This is a genomic window from Haloarcula sp. S1AR25-4, from assembly GCF_031624555.1.
Lineage (GTDB): Archaea > Halobacteriota > Halobacteria > Halobacteriales > Haloarculaceae > Haloarcula > Haloarcula pellucida.
In genome coordinates this window covers 622,764-639,936 of sequence record NZ_JAMQOR010000003.1, presented here as the reverse complement: position 1 = coordinate 639,936, position 17,173 = coordinate 622,764, and the positions used below count along the sequence as shown (strand labels likewise).

Here is a 17,173-nt window from a genome sequence, read left to right as displayed (position 1 = left end):
GCGCTTGCGGTGGCCGGTATCGAGCGACGGAGCGATGCGAGCCCTTTTTCAGTCGAGTGAGAGAGGGTGTGGGTATGGAACGGGGGAAATCCCGGGGTGTCAGTCCGGTCATCGGCGTGGTCCTCGTGGTCGCCATCGTGGTCGTACTGGCGGCGACAGTCGGGGCCTACCTCGTCGCGTTCAGCGACGAGCAACCCACACGGGCACCCCAGACCGCTGTCGTCGCCGACTACAGCGAGCGGACGACGGGGAACGGACAGTACCTGAACCTGAGCTTCGAGAGCGGAGAGACGCTGACTCGTGACCGACTCTCGCTCGCGTTCTCGGGTGCGAGAGACTCGGACGGCAACGCCGCACCGCTGACCGGTGACCCGCTGGGAACACAGGCGCCGACGACCATCGGGTCGGGCGTCGAGATATCGATTCACGCCGACCACTTCGACGAAGTCGACACCGGGGCTGGGGAACACCTCGACCTGAACGAGGCGACGGTCCGATTGGTCTGGGACCCGAAACCGTCGACAGAGAGCGAGACGTACGTCGTCTACCGGTGGCCGGACCCGAGTCGGCGTTAGGGTTCCGAGAGCGTGACCTCGTCGGCCTCGTAGTCCTCGATGAACGACCCGGGGCCGCCGATGGTCACCGTCTTCTCACCGGTGTCGACGACGAGCGTGTGTTCGATGGGGTAGGCGTTGGTCTGTGGTTCGGCGAGCCCCTGTCGGGTGTCGACGACCGTTCCCTCGATAGTGCCAGGGTCGTCGGCGGCCTGCACCGGGTGGACGGTGGCGGTGACGTACACCGGTTCGTCCGCCCGAAGGCGGAGCGTCGCCTCCAGAACCGGCTGACGGAAGTTCCGATACGTGGCCGGGAGGGCGCGCGGTTCGGCGACGTATATCTCGCTCGACATCGGCCAGTAGTTCCCGAGGAACGACCCCGAGAGCACGGGAACGAGTTGCTCCTGGACGAAGGCGATAGCGCGCTGGTCGGAGTTCGACCGGATGATGATGTCCGCGGGCGCGACCAGTCCGAACTGGCCGTCGACGGTGAGCATGATGGGCATCTCCTGATCCCACGCCCGTGCGACCGAGGCCATCCCCGCCACGTCGTCGCCGTCGACGTCCGTCGCGCTGCTGACGACGAGAAGAACGAGGACCCCGCGGTCGACGGCCGCCTCCAGTTCGTCGGCTATCTCGGGGAGGTACTGCTGTGGTACCGACAGCATGACCTCGTTCTCGGCGTTGGCGAGGTACTCGGTGAGCCGTTTGACCACCGTGACGCGGGACTTGATGACGTCGAACTGCTGCGTGCGGCGTTCCGTATCGGAGAACCGCTCGTCGAGTGCCGTCTCCATCTCCTCTAGCTGGTCCGAGAGCGCCGCGATGACCTCCGAGGGCGGGCGGGCGCGTATCGTCGTCGGGACGACGTGGTCGTTGACCTCGACGAACCCACGCTTCTCGAGCGATTCGCTGATACTGTAGACGTACCGCTTCGAGACACCAGTGTCGTCGGCGATTTCGCTGGCCTTCGCCTCCCCGTTCTGGAGTATAGAGAGATACGTATCCACCTCCTTCTCCGAGAGCCCCAACTGTGTGAGCCTGTCCGCGAGCGTCGAATCGTCCATGCTAATTTATCATCGCCACTGTGGCAAGTAATTTGGTTCGGTCCCATCTGGGCCGTTGCTGCCCCGAAGATGATAGTTGTAATAATTCATTACAGCTTGAGAAACCATTAAGGTACTGGTCGTGCAGGGTCCCGTATGACACAGCGAGAGGTTCCGACTGCCACGGCGGACGCGACGTGGACGGTCGGTGAGAAGTACGGGTTCGGCACCGTCTGTGACCACGACGACGTCGACCCGTCCCGAGTCTGGTATACGTTGACCGAGGGCGCCGTCACCGAAGTTCGGTTCCCCCGCATCGACGTGATGAACGTCCGCGAACTCGACTTCCTGATCACCGACGGCGAGGGGTACGCCGTCCGGACCTTCCGGGAGCGGCGCGACCTGCCAGACACCGTCGAACGGTCGGCGGAAGCGGTCGGTGAGGACGCACTCCTCTTTCGACAGACCGCGCGACCGACCGACGACCACGACTGGACGCTGACCGTCGACCACGCGACACACCCCGGCGAGGACGCCCTCCTCCTCGACGTCGATTTCGAGGGCGAGGGGTACGACCTCCACGTCGTCGTCGACCCGGCGCTGTCCGCACACGCCGATCACGACGTCGCACGTGCCCGCGGGGACGCCCTGTTGGCCGCTCACGACCGACCCGCCGACGCCGACCCCGTCTTCCTGTACGAGAACGGCGATCCGATAGACGTGGGGATGGCGCTTTCGAGCGCCGACGGATTCGACTGGACCACCGCCGACGTCCGCGAGGGCGACGTCGAGACGGCGCTACTGGAGACCGGGTCGACCGACGCACGCCACGCCAAAGCCCGTGGCAACGTCGTCCTCGCCGGGACGCTGTCGAGTCACGACACCACGCTGGCGCTCGGGTTCGCCGAGGACAGCGACGACGAGGCCGCACTGGTGGCCGCCGATGCCGCCCTCGACGACGCGTTCGAAGACGTCCGTGCCGCCTACGCCGACTCGTGGGCGGCCTACCTCGACGAGGTGGCGGTGCCCGACAGCGTCGTCGGTGACGACGACCTGCTGGCTCAGTACAAGACCGCCGTGATGGTGATGAAAGCCGCCGACTCCAAGCAGTTCCCCGGTGCCGGCATCGCCTCCCCCTCGGTCCCGTGGGGCGACGCCGTCGACGCCAACGACCCCATCGACTACGGCTACAACTACGTCTGGCCGCGGGACCTCTATCAGGCGTACACCGCCTTCGACGCGATGGGCGACGTCCAGAGCGCCATCGACGCCACCGAGTACGTCTATGCGTACCAGCAGGACGACGACGGCTTCTTCCCGCAGAACACGTTCCTCGACGGCCGCACCCGCTGGGGCGGCGAGCAGATGGACGAAATCGCCTTCCCGCAGGTGATGGCCCAGCAACTGAAAGCGCGCCACGGCTACGGCCTCGACGAGGCGGGCTACGGCTACGAGAACGTCCGCCGCTCCAGCGACTACGTGGTCGCCACCGGCCCCCACACCCAACAGGAACGCTGGGAGGAGGAACCCGGCTACTCCCCGTCGACGACGGCCGCCGAGATAGCCGGCCTCGTCTGTGCCGCCGACCTCGCTCTCGACGCCGGCGAATCCGCCGACGCCATCGCCTATCTCGGCGTGGCCGACCACTGGGTCGACCGACTGGAGGACTGGCACGCGACGACGACGGGCACCGAGAAACACACGAACACGCCGTACTACGTGCGCATCACCGACGAAGGCAATCCCGACGACGGCGAACTCCGCACCCACAACAATGGCGGCGGAACCCTCGACGAACGCAACATCATGGACGGCGGGTTCCTCGAACTCGTCCGTCTGGGCGTCCTGCCCGCCGACGACGAGACCGTCCGGAACACCGTCACGGAGTACGACGGTGACATCATGGTCGAGACGCCTCACGGCCCCGCGTGGTACCGCTACACCGGCGACGGCTACGGCGAGAAGCGGGTCCAACCCGGCGCGCCGTGGATGCCGGACGAGACCGGCAAAGGTCGCCTCTGGCCGTTCTTCACCGGCGAGCGCGGCGAGTACGAACTCCTGCTGGACGACCCGACCTTCGACCCCGAGGGTCTGCTGGAGACGCTCGGCGCCTTCGCCAACGACGGACGGATGCTCCCCGAACAGGTGTGGGACGAGGCCGGCGAGAACGACTTCGATTGGGCGTTCGGGTCGGGCACGTCGAGTGCGACGCCGCTGTCGTGGACCAACGCCCAGTTCGTCCGCCTCGCGTGGAGTATCGACGCGGGCGAACCCGTCGAGACGCCCGCCGTCGTCCGCGAGCGGTACGGCGGGTCGACCCCTACCGACGGTCCTAACCTCGACGTGACCATCGACCGCGAGGGCGACAGCGCTCGCGTCACCGGCCACACCGACGGCGACGACCTCGTCGTGAAGACACAGACCGAGACGGTACACGTCTCGGGCGGCGACGTCGACGTCACCGCCGCGGCCGAGGCCGACGCGCGCGTCACCGTCGTCGCGGCGAGCGGGAGCCTCCCCGCCGCCGAGACAACTATCGCGTACGAGCGGGTCTGAACGGGCCGACGATCGTCGGTGTAAGTGCGAAAAATAATTACACCATATTTTATGGTGGAGGGCGTGTTGCTTAGTGGCAATGACGCTCCGGACATCGCTAGACGACTTCAAACGCCACCGGGACGCAGACCGGAAGTTTCCCGGAGAACTTCGTTCTACGACAGGCCTCTTCGCCGGGCAGGACGACCGCCTCGTGCACGTCGACGCCGACGGCTCACTGCAGGACTACTCCTATCCGCTCAGTGGTCTCTCGGGCATCGATGCATCTCGCTTCGGGGTAGGAGACACCTGGTTCGACGGCGACGCCGACCAGCGCTACCGCGGTGAGACGGGCGTCGTCGAGACGGTCCACGACGAGGGCGCGTGGCAGGTCGTCCAGCAGGACCTGACGCTCGGCCGCGCGCACGTCACGCGATTCGAACTCGAGGGCGACGCGCCGACGGACCTCGACCTCCGAGCGTACGTCCGGTTCGCCCCGGACGGCCGCGAGGGCCAGACGTGTCTGCTGGTCCACGACGACGCCGTCGAGGCCTACCACCGCCGCGAACACGACTACGTCGGCGTCTCGACCGACCTGTCGGCGGTCCACGGCCAGATTCCCGAACGGTTCGAGGAACTCGTCGACGACGACCCCGTGGAGTTCCCGCGGACGACCGACGAAGAGCGCTACGAGGACGAGGTGATGACGGCCGGTGCGCTCGTCACCGCGCCCTTCGAGGACGGCAGCGTCACCCTCGTCACCTTTCTCGCCGAACGCGGCGAGACCGACCGCGAGACCGTGCTGTCGAGGCTCGATAGCCTCACGGACGAGTACGCCGACGGCTCGGCGCTTGCCAGCGCGAACGCGGACCGGCGCGAGTGGGCCGTGCCACAGACGGCCGCTCACCGCGAGACGGTCGTCGACGACCTGCGCGTCGTCTCCATGCTGTCGGCCGAGAACGGCGCCCGCATCGCCGGCCCGGACTTCGACCCGTTCTACGTCACCTCCGGCGGGTACGGCTACACGTGGTTCCGCGACGACGCCGAAATCTCCCGGTTCCTGCTCGACGGAAGCGAGAGCCTCGGCGTCGACCTGACCCACTGGCACCAGCGCTCGGCCGAGTTCTACTGCCGGACCCAACTGGACGACGGGAGTTGGCCACACCGCGTCTGGCCCGGCGACGAGACGCTCGCGCCGGGGTGGGCCAACGCCCGCATCGAGAGCGGCGCGGACACGGACTATCAGGCCGACCAGAGCGGCAGCGTCGCGGGCTTTCTCGCGACGTTCCTGCGAACCGGCGAGCCAGACGACCCCGAACGTATCGAGGCCGCCATCGAACAGGCCGTCGAGAGCTTAGACGACACGCTGGAAGCCGACGGTCTCCCCATCGCCTGCCAGAACGCCTGGGAGAACATGCAGGGTCGGTTCGTCCACACAGCCGCTACCTTCCTCCACGCCTACGCCGCCGTCGCCCGGGCACCGGTGTCGACCGACCTCCGCGACCACGCGCGGGCACAGGCCGACACCGTCCTCGAGGGTCTCGACCGCCTGTGGACCGGCGAGCACTACGCCCTGCGGGAACACGAGGGCGAACTGGACGAGCGCCTCGACTCGGGGTCGTTGGCGCTGCCCGCCGCGATGCGCGAGTACGCCGAAGTCGCGCCGCTCTCCGACGAGACGGTCGACCGCCTCGTGACCCACGTCGAGGCGACGCTCTCCGGCCTCGAACGCGAAACGGACGCCATCCGTGGTCTCGTCCGCTTCGAGGAAGACGACTGGCGACAGCACGGACAGGGCGCCGAGAAGGTGTGGACCGTCTCGACGGCGTGGGGCGCGAACGCGGCCGCCGAACTCGGCAGCCTCCTCTGCGACCGCGACGACGACCGAGCGGCCGACGCCTTCGACCGGTCGCGTGACTTGCTCGGCGAGATTCTGCCCGGCGGGTCGCTCATCCGACAGGGCGGCTACCTCCCCGAGCAACTGTTCGACGACGGGACGCCCGACTCCGCGACGCCGCTGGGGTGGCCCCACGCGCTTCGGCTGGCGACCATCGCCCACCTCGACGAGGCGGACGAACTGCGGGTCGAAACGGCAGAAGTAGCGGAGTGAGCGAGGCCCCGAGCGCGAGAGACCTCGGGGGACGAACGACCCGTAGCGCAGGGACGAGGGGTGCGACTGAGCGGCCCGGCCCGCCGTCGCGGCGCGGTGAGCGTAGGGAACCACAGAACAGTAGCGCGATTCGCAGCGAAGTGCGGCGACTACAGGGGTCGCGGTAGCGACGCACTCGAACGACCGAACAGGTCGCGTACGGACGGCAGAGCCGCGAGTCGTTACTGGGTCGGCGTTACCGGTTCGGCGTCGGTCGCCGTGACGGCATCGCCCGTCTCGACGTCGAACAGATGGACGGAGTCCTCGTCGAAGGCGATCTGTATCACGTCGCCGACTTCGGGTTCGATGTCGGCCGGGACGCGGGCGATGAAGTCCGGGGCGTCTTCGGTATCGAACGACCGGGACTCCGTGCCGAGGTCGAGATAGAGGTAGTTGTCGCTACCGATGGGTTCGACGACGTCGACCGTCGACGGGATGGTGTCGGCCCCGGGAGCGTCGCTGACGGCGACGTGTTCGGGGCGGATGCCCAGTACGTACGAACCACCGGCGATGTCGCCGAAGGCGCTGGCCCGACCCGAGGTCAGGTCGTAGGAGAAGCTCCCGTCGGCCCCCTTGAGGCGGACGCCGCCGTCGAAGGGGTCGGCCTCGACGTCGACGAAGTTCATCGACGGCGAGCCGACGAACCCGGCGACGAACTGATTGGTGGGGTTCTGGTACACGTCCGTGGGTTTGCCAGTCTGCTGGAGTTCCCCGTCGTTGAGGATGACGATGCGGTCGCCCATCGTCATCGCTTCCTCCTGATCGTGGGTGACGTACACCGAGGTGATGTCCAGTTCCTCCTGGAGGCGCTGGATCTCGGTGCGCATCGTCGTCCGGAGTTTCGCGTCGAGGTTCGAGAGCGGTTCGTCGAAGAGGAACACGTCGGGTTCGCGGACGATGGCGCGACCCAGCGCGACGCGCTGTTTCTGCCCGCCGGAGAGTTCGCCGGGCGTGTCGTCCAGTAGGTCTTCGATGCCCATCATCTCGGCGGCGTCGTACACCTTCTCCTCGCGCTCTTGGGCGGACATGTCGGTGCTCATCCGGAGGCCGAAGGCCATGTTCTGCTGGATGGTCTTGTGCGGGTACAGCGCGTAGTTCTGGAACACCATCGCCACGTCACGGTGGCGCGCGTGGACGTCGGTGATGTCCGTGCCGCCGACGTGGATGCGACCGCTCGTGGGTCGTTCCAGTCCGGCTATCATCCGCAACGTCGTCGACTTCCCACACCCGGACGGTCCGACCACCGTCACGAACTCCCCGTCCTCGATTTCGAGGTTCAGGTCGTCGACCGCGACGATAGATCCGCCGTCGAACTCCTTGCGAAGCGATTTCAGTTCGAGACTCGCCATTACTCCCTGTGTACGTGTCCCGCATGATAAATGTTCCCCAAAACTTCGAATTTGTGATGGAAAATTTCGTAGACTTTTTCCGAGCGTCCGGCGGGAAGCCAGTAGCAGAAGACCGACAGGCAGTGACCGACACCGAAAACCGAGCAGACGACGGCAGAATCCGCTGTCTCGTTACCCCTCGACCCGCATCACGACGACGTCGGCCACCCGCAGACCGTCGTCGGTCGTGACGTCCGTCGCCGAGAGCAGGTCGTGGCCCGTCACGTCCGCGTCGAGCGCCACCGTCGCGTCCTCGACGGCGAAGTTCAGCACGACGGCCAGCGTCTCGTCACCGTCCGAGCGGGTGTAGGCGACCACCTTCTCGGCGTCGCCCTCTCTGACCGACCATCCGGCCGGGTCGACGCCGGGCGCACGGAGGGCGGCGTGGTCGTTCCGGAGGGCGACGAGGCGGCGGTGAAAGTCGGTCAGGGCGGCGTCGCCGTCGTGCCACCGCATGGTTCCGCGCTGGTCCTCGACGCCGCGTTCCTGCCCGTAGTAGATCATCGGCGCGCCGGGGACGGTAAACGTCGCGCCGACGGCGGCCCGCAGGGGCGTCTCGCCGCACTCGTCCCGGTAGCGGTCCTCGTCGTGGTTCTCGACGTAACGCATGTGGACCGAGCGGTCGGGGTACCCCCGCCGCGGCGACAGTTCGAGGGCGTCGAACAGCGCCGTCGCCGGTGCCTCGCCGTTCCCGATGTCTCTGAGGGTGAAATAAAAGTCCGTGTCGTAGTGGACGTCGAACTCGTTCTCGCGGAAACTCGGGTCCCGGGGGACCGTCTCATCGAGCAGGAGAAAGTCCGAGTTCTCGGCTTTCAACCGTTCGCGAACCTCTTTCCAGAAGCCGTGGGGGACGCCCCACGCCACGTCACAGCGGAAACCGTCGACTTCGCCGGCCCACTCGTCGACCACGTCGAGCATCCACCGACGGACGTCGAGCGAGTCGTAGTTCACGTTGGGGATTTTCGTCCAGTTGAAGTACAGGCCGGCGGCGTCGTCGCCGGCCCAGTCGACGCCGGTGACGTTCTGCGATTCGGGAATCCGCTCGTAGTGGTCGGCGTACTCGGGGACGCCCGAACGGTGGAACTGGAAGTACGGGTGGTCCCGCGAAGTGTGGTTGATGACCAAATCGAAGACGACGCGGATGCCGGCGTCGTGGAGCGCATCGACCAGCGACGCGAACGCCTCGCGCGTGCCGAGGTCGTTTGCGGTGTCGAACAGGTCCGTGATGTGGTAGCCGTGCCGGGTCGGACTCTGGACGACGGGGGTGAACCACACCACGTCGACGCCGAGCGACTCGATGTAAGGGACCCGTCGCTCTATCTCTTCGAAAGACGTCTCGGCGATGTCGCCGACGAACTCGCGGACGAATATCTCGTAGATCGTAGCGTCGCTCGCCCACTCGGGGGCGTCGGCGGGTCGCTCGAAGGCGACGTCGTCGCCCGCGTGGATGGTCAGCGTATCGGCGATACTGTGCTGTTCGGCGACGGCGACGGCGTGGATTCGTGAGAGGACGGGGAGCGACTCGACCGGGACTCGCAGTTCGTCGCCAGCGATGGTCACGTCCGCGTCGGCGAGTGCGTCCCGGTCGTCGAGGTGGAACTCCACGTCGGGGTCGCTGCCCTCGGGTGCCGCGCGTGCGTCCGCCGAGACGACGACGGTGTCGCCCTCGCGTCGGCCCTGCAGTTCGACGCGGGGCCGGCCCGCGCCGTCGACGGTCACCTCGTCGTCGGCGAACGGATCGAACTCACCGTCGAACGCGAAGATGACGCTGTGAGTCCCCGGCGGCAGGTCCGTCTCGAAGACCCACTCGCCCTCGCGCTCCTCGGTGGCCCAGTGGGACCCCATCGTGAAGTCGTTGAACCGCCCCATGACGACACACTCCTCGGCGTCCGCGACGTCGTCGGGATCACCTTCCACGACGTCGTCGGCGGTGACGCTGAACCGGACCGCCTCGCGTGCGGAGGCCGGAAACGCCCTGACGGTCTGAGTGTGTGTCCCGTCGGGGGCGACGAGTTCGGCGCGGTAGGTTCCGGGCACGTCGGGTTCGAGGTGGACGACCGGACCATCGCCGAGTGAGACAGAACTGTCGTCGGGCGCGTCCGCGAGTCGCCACGTGAACGTGGCGTCGACGTCTGGTCGGCGTGGTGCCAGTTCGACGGATTCGTCGACCGTACAGAAGCGTGGTGGACCGGGGTGGTGCATACGCCATGGCTTGCCACCCCAGTATTTGATTGTTACTCTTGATTTCGACGTCTAGTGAAAGAGTTGGGAAAACGCCTAATCGCCCGCTTATACATTTGGGGAACAATTTCGTAGTATTTTTGTGCATGGAGGATCACGATGGATGTGAGCCGCTGTCACATCGTCGGGCGCGGTGACCGATTCCCGTTCTCTCGGCCTCTCACAGAGCCACAGCAGTCGGCCAGTATGTGATTATCGTTCGTTATCATCCGAATGATTTAAGTTGTGAAAGACTATTTCATCCATTATCCATCCATGACAATGGACCGCAGAACACTCATCAAGCACATCGGCGGCGTCGGTGCCGCGGCGGCACTCGCCGGCTGTAGCGTGCAGGAAGACACTGGTGACGGCAGCGGCTCGTCCGACGGCGAGTCCGGCGGCAGCACCGACAGTCAGGGACCAGCCGGCACGGCGACGGCCTGGTACTCGCTCAGCGAGAGCGAACTGGCTGTCCGCGAAGAGGTCCTTAGCACGTTCAACGAGCAGAGCCAACACACCATCGACGGGGCGGACATCTCAGACCTCAAGAAGAAGACGTCGAGCGCCATCCCGGCCGGCGAGGGACCGCAGATATTCGACTGGGCCCACGACTGGGCCGGCAACTCCTACGAGCAGGGGTTCGTCGTCGACCAGAGTGACGAGGTGTCGGTCAGCCTCGACACGTTCACCGAGACGGCCCAAAGCGCCGTCCAGTACGAGGGGAACCTCGTCGGCCTCCCGTACGGCGCCGAAACCGTGACCCCCATCGCCAACACGGACATCGTCGACTCGGTCCCCGAGTCCGTCGACGAGATGGTCTCGATGATGGAAGAACACCACGACCCGGACAACGGGCAGTACGGGCTTGCTTACCCCTTCGATCCGTACTTCACGAGCGCCTGGCTCCAGGCCTTCGATGGCTACTACTTCGACCCGAGCGCCGAGGAACCACTCGGCATCAACAGCGAGGAGACCGTCCGTGGGCTGCAGTTCGCACTTGACAACCTTGCGCCGTACATGCCAAACGACCCCAACTACGAACCGCAGGCCGCCGCCTTCGCCGAGGGCAACGCCGCGTTCACCATCAACGGGCCGTGGTCGCTGTCGGGTCTCAACAGCAACGACATCAGCTACGAGGTCTTCAGCTTCCCCGAGATGAGCGACGGGACCCCCAGTCCGTATACGGGCATCTCGGTCTGGTACTTCGCCAAGCCGATGGCCGACGGCGGCGCCGCCGCGAAGGCCGGTCGACAGTTCACCGAGTGGTTCGTCACCAACGAGGACCACCTCCTCAGTCTGGCCAATGAACAGGGCGCGATTCCGGTGCTCTCCAGCCTCGTCGGCAGCAGCGACCTGCCCGTAGAGGTGCAGGCGTACTCCGAGTCCGCCGGGCAGGGCGTCCCGATGCCCAGCGACCCCCGTATGGGCGACGTCTGGGGTCCGGTCGAGAACGCACTCGTCTCGGCGTTCAACGGCGACGCCACTGCACAGAAGGCACTCGACAAAGCCGCAGAGCAGATCCGCAGCAACTGGGAGTAAGACCTGACCAACATGAGTACGGCAACACGCGTCGCGAACCGCGTCGAGAAGGTGCCGTTCCTCAGTCGTGGAGACGCATCGCTACTGCTGGTGCTCCCCGGCCTGTTCATCTTCTCTGCGTTCATGCTGTTTCCTGTCGTCTACCTCGTCGGGATATCCTTCACCAACGCCGAACCGGCGAACCTCTTTGCCGGCGAAGGCGTCGTCTCCATCCTGACGTTCGGTGACGCGACGTTCGTCGGCCTCAAGAACTACGCCAACATCCTAACCGACCCGCAGTTCTGGAACTCCTTCGGTATCACGTGGCTGTTCGTGGCGACGAGCGTGGTGCTGAAGATCCTCACCAGCCTCTCCATCGCGCTGGTGGTCACCAGCGACCTCGTTCGCGGGAAGCGGTTCCTGCGCTCGTTCATCATCTTCCCGATGGGGCTGCCCCCCATCTTCACCATCACGGTGTGGCGGGGCATCTTCAGTTCCGCGGAGTTCGGACTGATGAACCAGTTCCTCACCGGGTTCGGCTTCGAACCGGTCGCGTGGCTCTCGGGTCGCTGGACCGCGTTCATGGCGTACAACATCACGGAAGCGTGGCTCGCGTACCCGTTCATGGTCATCATCACCGTGAGCGCACTGCAGGACGTCTCCGAGGAACTCCACGAGGCCGCCGTCGTCGACGGCGCTGGCTTCGTCTCCCGGTTCCTCCACGTCACGCTCCCCTCTATCAAACGACCGGTACTGTTCGCGACCATCCTGACCTCGGCCGCGTCGTTCCAGCAGTTCCTCATCCCCTTCGTCTTCAACGAGGGAGGGCCCGCTCGGGCGAACGAACTGCTGATCGTCTACGGCTATCGGGAAGCGCTCCAGTTCCAGGAGTACGGTCGCGGGGCCGCCATCAGCATCGTCGCACTCGTCTTCATCGGTGCGTTCATGTGGCTCAACGTCAAGAAAGGACGGCTGGCTGACGGGGTGAACGACTGATGGGACTCCTCGCCAACATCGGGCGAAAGCTCTCGGAGGACGCGAAGAACGTCGCGACGACACCCGTCGACACGCTTCGGAACTGGAAGTACACCGTCGAGGCCGTCCAGCGCGGCGAAGTGCCGGCCTCGGAAGTCGTGAAAGTCGCCGTCTCGACGATACTCGCGACGGTGATGGTGCTCGTGCTCCTCTTTCCCATCTACTGGATCCTGATGGCTGCGCTGTCGGGCAGCGGGGCGTCGCTTTACACCTCAGAGAGTTTCAGGCTAGTTCCGGCCAACCCAACCCTGAAACCGTTCATCTGGGTGATCGGCGACCTCATCGTCCCGGGGTACGCCATCTCGCTCAGCATCCCGCTGACGGACCTCGCCGTCGTGTTCAACACGCCGGAAATCACGATACTCGACGCCGCCAACTACGGTATCGACCGGCCGTCGAGCTTCAAGAAGTTCCTCTGGAACAGCGTCACCGTCGCCATCCCGACGGTGCTCATCGCGATGTCGCTCATCATCCCGGCGGCGTACGCACTCTCCCGGCAGGAGTTCCTCCTGCGCCGGAAGGTGCTGTTCCTCTACGTGCTGATGACGCAGGTCGGTGGCGGCCTCGGCGTCGCCCTGCTCATCGGGATGTACGCCATCTACGTGCAGTTCGGTATCAACGACAGCAAACTGGCACTGGCGGTGTACTACGCCGCGACGGCCGTGCCGTTCAACACGTGGCTGCTGAAGACCTACATGGACGGCATCCCGGTCTCCTACGAGGAGGCCGCCGTCGTCGACGGCGCGCCGCCGTGGCGCGTGGTCACGGAGGTTATCCTCCCGATGTCCGCCGCCGGACTGGCGACGGTGTTCATCTTCATCTTCCTGACCGGGTGGACCGAGTTCGTCGTCGCCCAGACGCTGCTGGGCACGGAGAACTACACCCTGCCGGTCGGCCTGTACTCGCTGGTCGGCGAGTACTCCATCCCGTGGGCGCGCTTCTCCGCCTTCGCGCTCACCTTCGCGACGCCCATCATGCTCGTGTACCTCTTCGCACAGCGGTACATCGAAGGTGGTCTGTCGTTCAGCGGGATGGAAGGGTAACCCGGCCACACCACCCTCACTCTCCGTTCTCGCTCCCCGAGCGACTGCTACGGCAACCGTTCGGTCACTGCCGCGCGGTCCTCGGGGTCGTTGACGTTCCGACACCATCCCTCCAGTTCGACGGTCTCGACGCGGTGACCCGTCCGGACGAGGCGGTCGACGGCGTCGGCCAGTTCGTACTCGCCGCGGGCCGACGGCGCGACCTCGTCGATAGCGGGGCCGATGGCGTCGTCGAAGGCGTAGAACCCCCGCGTGACCAGCGTCGACGGCGGGTCGTCGGGTTTCTCGACGAGGCCGGTGACGCGGCCCTCGGCCCCCGTCTCGACGACGCCGGTCTGCCGGGCCTGCTCTCGCGAGACGGATTCGATCAGCAGCGTCGCGGCCGCGTCGGTCACACGGTGACGCCGGACCACCGCGTCGAGGTTCGCCCGGCAGACGTTGTCGCCGTTCATCACGACCAGTGGCGGATCGGCCACCGACAGCGCCTGTTGCAGCGCGTGAGCGGTGCCCAGTCGCTCGTCCTGCCGGACGTACACGATGGGCGTCCCGCGATAGCTGTCGCCGTAGTGGTCGACCACGTCCTCGCCACGGTAGCCGACGACGACCACCAGTCGATCCACGCCGACCGACACCAGCGCGTCGAAGGCGTACGAGACGAGCGGCTGTCCCGCGACGTCGACGAGTCCCTTCGGCCGGTCAGCCGTGAGCGGGCGCATCCGCGTCCCCTCGCCAGCAGCCAGTACGACGCCGTCCATGGGTGACTGCTCGGGTGCGACGGGAAAAAGCGTCCCGGCGGGTCGCTTTTCACCGGCGACGGCCTACTCCGACCGATGACCGACGCACGGTTCGACTGCGACACCTGCGGGCGAACGGTCGCCCGCGCCGAGGCCGACGTGTCGGGGACGTTCGGCGACTTGGACGGGTGGCAGACCCTGTGCTGTCCCCACTGTGGGGCGCGTCTGCGGACGGTGTTCGTCGGATCCGAGGAGTGAGCCACCCGACACAAGCGGGTCAGACCTTTGTGCCCCCATCACCGATACCCACCGATGGCTGGGCAACTGCACGTCGGCGTCCACTGGAGCGGCGAATCGTGGCTGGCAGTCGCGTTCGACGCCGACGGCTACGACCACACCGCAGTGTTCGAGGGCATCGGGGACTGCTGGAGCCGCTACGAGGAGACGGCCAGTCAGATACTGGTCGACGTCCCCGTCGGTCTCGTGGAGTCCGGCGACCCCGTCCGGCGCTGTGACGCCCTCGCGCGGTCGGTACTCGGGCCACGGCGAGCCGCCGTCTTCGACCCGCCGGTGCGAGAGGCGACACGGAAACGGCGGTACTCAACGGCAAATCGCGTCCACGAGCGCAAGAGCGATGCCCCCCTCTCGGAGGCGGCCTTCGAGGCCAGAGAGGGCATCGCGATGTGTGACGAACTCCTCCGAGAGGTGCCCGAGACCGCCGCCGTCGTCCGTGAGAGCCATCCCGAGGTCTGCTTCCGCGCGTTCGCCGGCGAGCCACTGGAATACGACCGGGAGACCGCCGGCGGGTACGCCGAACGGATGCGGACGCTGGCCCACTACGACCGCGATGCCCCACCGCTGGTCCAGAACGCCGCCGAGGCGACCGCTGGCCACGACGTGACAGTCGCCGACGTCCTCGACGCCGTGGTGCTTGCCTACACCGTCCGGCCGGGTGAGGGAAAGCTTCGGACCCTGCCGGCGGACCCACCGACAGACACGGCGGGACTGCCGATGGCACTCGTCTATCGGTCGGCAGCGCCGCTCACCGAGTCGTAGCCGGCGACGTTCGACCGCCGGAGCGGCCGCTCACGAACGAGCGTAGTGCTGACTGAAGACAGAACCCGTCTTACAGTCGTTCGAGGTTCGTCGCTCGCGGACCCTTGTCCGCTTGCTCGATGTCGAACTCGACTTCCTGCCCCTCTTCGAGGTCAGGACCGCCGACGTCTTCCATGTGGAAGAAAACGTCCTCGTCTGCGTCGTCCGTCTCGATGAAACCGTACCCGCCCGTGTCGTTGAAGAAATCGACTTTGCCTTTCGCCATCGTTAGAGCCTCGTGACGTTGGTCGCTCGCGGACCCTTGTCCGCTTGCTCGATGTCGAACTCGACTTCCTGTCCTTCTTCGAGGTCAGGACCGCCGACGTCTTCCATGTGGAAGAAAACGTCCTCGTCTGCGTCGTCCGTCTCGATGAAACCGTACCCGCCCGTGTCGTTGAAGAAATCGACTTTGCCTTTCGCCATTGTTAGAGCCGTGTAACGTTGGTCGCTCGCGGACCCTTGTCTGCTTCTTCGATGTCGAATTCGAGTTCCTGTCCTTCTTCGAGGTCCGGACCGCCAACGTCCTCCATGTGGAAGAAAACGTCCTCGTCCGCGTCCTCAGTTTCGATAAAACCGTAACCGCCAGTGTCGTTGAAGAAATCAACCGTTCCTTTCGCCATTGCACTCGAACTGTGACCGGGGCCACGGATAACAGTTCCGGTACGGCCACCGACGGCGCTAAACAGCGGGTCTACCCATCGAGGACGCGGGATTTCGACGCCGAGCGGCGCCGATCGTTCACAACAACTATAGGATTCCTGAGGTTACGTCGGGTATGGACCGGAGGGGGGTATACCAGACTGCGCCGTGGCTACTCGCTGGTCTGGGCGTCGTGCTGTACGGGGTCGCCGCAGTGTGGCATCTCGGCTTCGAGACGAGTTCCCTGAGCGTGTCGAGCGGGCCGGTCGTCTCGTTCGCGCTCGACGGACTCGTTCCGCTGACGCTCGTATACGGCAGTTACCGCCTCGTCCGGGCCGACCTCCCGATGGGGCGAATCTGGACGGTGTTCGTCTGGAGTCTGGCCGGCTGCCTGCTGTTTGCGGTCGTCATCGGCCTGAGCATCCTCATCCGCGAAACCGAGGGGCGAATCGTCGCCGAACCGGTGTTCATCATGTTGCTGGCCGCCGACACGGGCGCTGTCGCGGGCGCCATCGCCGGCTACTTCGCGAGTCAGGCACGCCAAGACGCAGACCGCGCGGCCAGAGCGATACACACCTTGACGTTCGTCAACGACCTCCTGCGTCACGACATCACGAACAGTCTGACCGTCATCGACGGCCGCGCGGGGCTGTTGGCGACCGACGCCGACGACGAATCGACGCGGGCGGCCGCACGCGCCATCCGCGAACAGGTCGCGGAGATAGCCCAACTGGTGGACAACGCCGGCGCGGTCGCGGCGACACTCTCGACCGACTCGGCGTTCGAACACATCGACCTCGTCGGCGTCGTTGCGGACGTCGTCGACGGCGCTCGGGCCACCTACGACGCGACGATTACCGTCGACTCGCCGGACAGCGCGGTCGTCTACGCGAACGAGGCGGTCCGCCCAGTCGTAAAGAACCTCGTAGAGAACGCCATCGAACACAACGGCGGCCACCCCACCGTCGAGGTCACTATCGAGCGGAGCGGCGAGACGGTCCGACTCCACGTCGTCGACGACGGACCCGGCATACCGCCGGCCCAGCGCGAGAACGTTTTCTCCCCCCGCGCGGGCGAGACACCTGGTGGGCTCTACCTCGTCGAGACGCTCGTCGAGCGGTTCGACGGCGACATCTGGTTGGCCGACGAGGACGGAGGTGCCCACTTCGTCGTCGAACTCGAGCGGGTCACGTAGGCATACCGTTCTTGTGGGT

At 66.0% G+C, this 17,173-nt stretch carries 16 protein-coding genes; 9 read left to right on the top strand and 7 right to left on the bottom strand.

What is annotated here, in order from left to right; translation table 11 throughout:
- Positions 1-74: 74 nt before the first annotated feature.
- A complete protein-coding gene (locus NDI85_RS16700) occupies positions 75-575 on the top strand; it encodes a type IV pilin (protein WP_310916405.1) in 501 nt (166 codons plus the stop codon).
- Here NDI85_RS16700 and NDI85_RS16695 read toward each other — a convergent pair.
- Positions 572-1,621, bottom strand: coding sequence for a TrmB family transcriptional regulator (locus tag NDI85_RS16695; RefSeq protein ID WP_188999380.1), 1,050 nt, complete (start codon positions 1,619-1,621; stop codon positions 572-574). The two genes, NDI85_RS16700 and NDI85_RS16695, sit on opposite strands and share 4 nt — an antisense overlap.
- Positions 1,622-1,756: 135 nt before the next feature.
- On the opposite strand from NDI85_RS16695, the gene NDI85_RS16690 reads away from it, so the two are divergent.
- Positions 1,757-4,156, top strand: a complete 2,400-nt coding sequence (locus NDI85_RS16690; RefSeq protein ID WP_188999382.1) for a glycoside hydrolase family 15 protein — start codon at positions 1,757-1,759, stop codon at positions 4,154-4,156.
- A gap of 79 nt (positions 4,157-4,235) precedes the next feature.
- Positions 4,236-6,245, top strand: a complete 2,010-nt coding sequence (locus NDI85_RS16685; RefSeq protein ID WP_310916404.1) for a glycoside hydrolase family 15 protein — start codon at positions 4,236-4,238, stop codon at positions 6,243-6,245.
- Positions 6,246-6,466: 221 nt separating this feature from the next.
- Here the strand turns inward: NDI85_RS16685 and NDI85_RS16680 are convergent, their stop codons facing one another.
- Positions 6,467-7,633, bottom strand: coding sequence for an ABC transporter ATP-binding protein (locus NDI85_RS16680; RefSeq protein ID WP_310916403.1), 1,167 nt, complete (start codon positions 7,631-7,633; stop codon positions 6,467-6,469).
- A gap of 171 nt (positions 7,634-7,804) precedes the next feature.
- A complete protein-coding gene (locus NDI85_RS16675; RefSeq protein ID WP_310916402.1) occupies positions 7,805-9,874 on the bottom strand; it encodes an alpha-amylase family glycosyl hydrolase in 2,070 nt (689 codons plus the stop codon).
- Between the two features lie 294 nt (positions 9,875-10,168).
- Here NDI85_RS16675 and NDI85_RS16670 point away from each other — a divergent pair, with 294 nt between their 5' ends.
- From NDI85_RS16670 to NDI85_RS16660, 3 genes are read left to right on the top strand one after another with little or no spacing between them, the layout of a single operon-like run.
- The gene (locus tag NDI85_RS16670; protein ID WP_310916401.1) at positions 10,169-11,434 is read left to right on the top strand and encodes an extracellular solute-binding protein; all 1,266 of its coding nucleotides are present in this window, start codon (positions 10,169-10,171) and stop codon (positions 11,432-11,434) included.
- 12 nt (positions 11,435-11,446) lie between these two features.
- A complete protein-coding gene (locus NDI85_RS16665; protein WP_188999397.1) occupies positions 11,447-12,409 on the top strand; it encodes a carbohydrate ABC transporter permease in 963 nt (320 codons plus the stop codon).
- Entirely contained in the window at positions 12,409-13,491 is a 1,083-nt protein-coding gene (locus tag NDI85_RS16660) for a sugar ABC transporter permease (protein ID WP_188999399.1), read from the top strand. Before NDI85_RS16665 ends, NDI85_RS16660 begins: the two co-directional genes overlap by 1 nt.
- A gap of 47 nt (positions 13,492-13,538) precedes the next feature.
- Here the strand turns inward: NDI85_RS16660 and NDI85_RS16655 are convergent, their stop codons facing one another.
- Complete coding sequence (locus tag NDI85_RS16655; protein WP_188999402.1) at positions 13,539-14,246, bottom strand: nucleotidyltransferase family protein; 708 nt, start codon at positions 14,244-14,246, stop codon at positions 13,539-13,541.
- A gap of 75 nt (positions 14,247-14,321) precedes the next feature.
- Between NDI85_RS16655 and NDI85_RS16650 the strand changes: the two genes are divergently transcribed.
- Together NDI85_RS16650 and NDI85_RS16645 are read left to right on the top strand one after the other, a co-directional pair.
- Positions 14,322-14,483, top strand: coding sequence for a hypothetical protein (locus tag NDI85_RS16650; RefSeq protein WP_310916400.1), 162 nt, complete (start codon positions 14,322-14,324; stop codon positions 14,481-14,483).
- Between the two features lie 54 nt (positions 14,484-14,537).
- On the top strand, positions 14,538-15,281 hold the full coding sequence (locus tag NDI85_RS16645) for a DUF429 domain-containing protein (protein WP_310916399.1): 744 nt from the start codon (positions 14,538-14,540) through the stop codon (positions 15,279-15,281).
- 70 nt (positions 15,282-15,351) lie between these two features.
- Here NDI85_RS16645 and NDI85_RS16640 read toward each other — a convergent pair whose 3' ends face one another.
- Genes NDI85_RS16640 through NDI85_RS16630 form a run of 3 tightly spaced genes read right to left on the bottom strand, consistent with a single transcriptional unit; the run spans position 15,352 to position 15,940 of the window.
- A complete protein-coding gene (locus NDI85_RS16640; RefSeq protein ID WP_166968126.1) occupies positions 15,352-15,546 on the bottom strand; it encodes a cold-shock protein in 195 nt (64 codons plus the stop codon).
- Between the two features lie 2 nt (positions 15,547-15,548).
- On the bottom strand, positions 15,549-15,743 hold the full coding sequence (locus tag NDI85_RS16635) for a cold-shock protein (RefSeq protein WP_166968124.1): 195 nt from the start codon (positions 15,741-15,743) through the stop codon (positions 15,549-15,551).
- 2 nt (positions 15,744-15,745) lie between these two features.
- A complete protein-coding gene (locus tag NDI85_RS16630; protein WP_166968122.1) occupies positions 15,746-15,940 on the bottom strand; it encodes a cold-shock protein in 195 nt (64 codons plus the stop codon).
- A gap of 155 nt (positions 15,941-16,095) precedes the next feature.
- Between NDI85_RS16630 and NDI85_RS16625 the strand changes: the two genes are divergently transcribed.
- Entirely contained in the window at positions 16,096-17,154 is a 1,059-nt protein-coding gene (locus NDI85_RS16625) for an ATP-binding protein (RefSeq protein WP_310916398.1), read from the top strand.
- Positions 17,155-17,173 lie beyond the last annotated feature (19 nt).

Bases quoted from the DNA above. Each gene is read 5' to 3' on its own strand.
- NDI85_RS16700 (WP_310916405.1), top strand. From the start codon at position 75: ATGGAACGGGGGAAATCCCGGGGTGTCAGTCCGGTCATCGGCGTGGTC.
- NDI85_RS16695 (WP_188999380.1), bottom strand. From the start codon at position 1,621: ATGGACGATTCGACGCTCGCGGACAGGCTCACACAGTTGGGGCTCTCG.
- NDI85_RS16690 (WP_188999382.1), top strand. From the start codon at position 1,757: ATGACACAGCGAGAGGTTCCGACTGCCACGGCGGACGCGACGTGGACG.
- NDI85_RS16685 (WP_310916404.1), top strand. From the start codon at position 4,236: ATGACGCTCCGGACATCGCTAGACGACTTCAAACGCCACCGGGACGCA.
- NDI85_RS16680 (WP_310916403.1), bottom strand. From the start codon at position 7,633: ATGGCGAGTCTCGAACTGAAATCGCTTCGCAAGGAGTTCGACGGCGGA.
- NDI85_RS16675 (WP_310916402.1), bottom strand. From the start codon at position 9,874: ATGCACCACCCCGGTCCACCACGCTTCTGTACGGTCGACGAATCCGTC.
- NDI85_RS16670 (WP_310916401.1), top strand. From the start codon at position 10,169: ATGACAATGGACCGCAGAACACTCATCAAGCACATCGGCGGCGTCGGT.
- NDI85_RS16665 (WP_188999397.1), top strand. From the start codon at position 11,447: ATGAGTACGGCAACACGCGTCGCGAACCGCGTCGAGAAGGTGCCGTTC.
- NDI85_RS16660 (WP_188999399.1), top strand. From the start codon at position 12,409: ATGGGACTCCTCGCCAACATCGGGCGAAAGCTCTCGGAGGACGCGAAG.
- NDI85_RS16655 (WP_188999402.1), bottom strand. From the start codon at position 14,246: ATGGACGGCGTCGTACTGGCTGCTGGCGAGGGGACGCGGATGCGCCCG.
- NDI85_RS16650 (WP_310916400.1), top strand. From the start codon at position 14,322: ATGACCGACGCACGGTTCGACTGCGACACCTGCGGGCGAACGGTCGCC.
- NDI85_RS16645 (WP_310916399.1), top strand. From the start codon at position 14,538: ATGGCTGGGCAACTGCACGTCGGCGTCCACTGGAGCGGCGAATCGTGG.
- NDI85_RS16640 (WP_166968126.1), bottom strand. From the start codon at position 15,546: ATGGCGAAAGGCAAAGTCGATTTCTTCAACGACACGGGCGGGTACGGT.
- NDI85_RS16635 (WP_166968124.1), bottom strand. From the start codon at position 15,743: ATGGCGAAAGGCAAAGTCGATTTCTTCAACGACACGGGCGGGTACGGT.
- NDI85_RS16630 (WP_166968122.1), bottom strand. From the start codon at position 15,940: ATGGCGAAAGGAACGGTTGATTTCTTCAACGACACTGGCGGTTACGGT.
- NDI85_RS16625 (WP_310916398.1), top strand. From the start codon at position 16,096: ATGGACCGGAGGGGGGTATACCAGACTGCGCCGTGGCTACTCGCTGGT.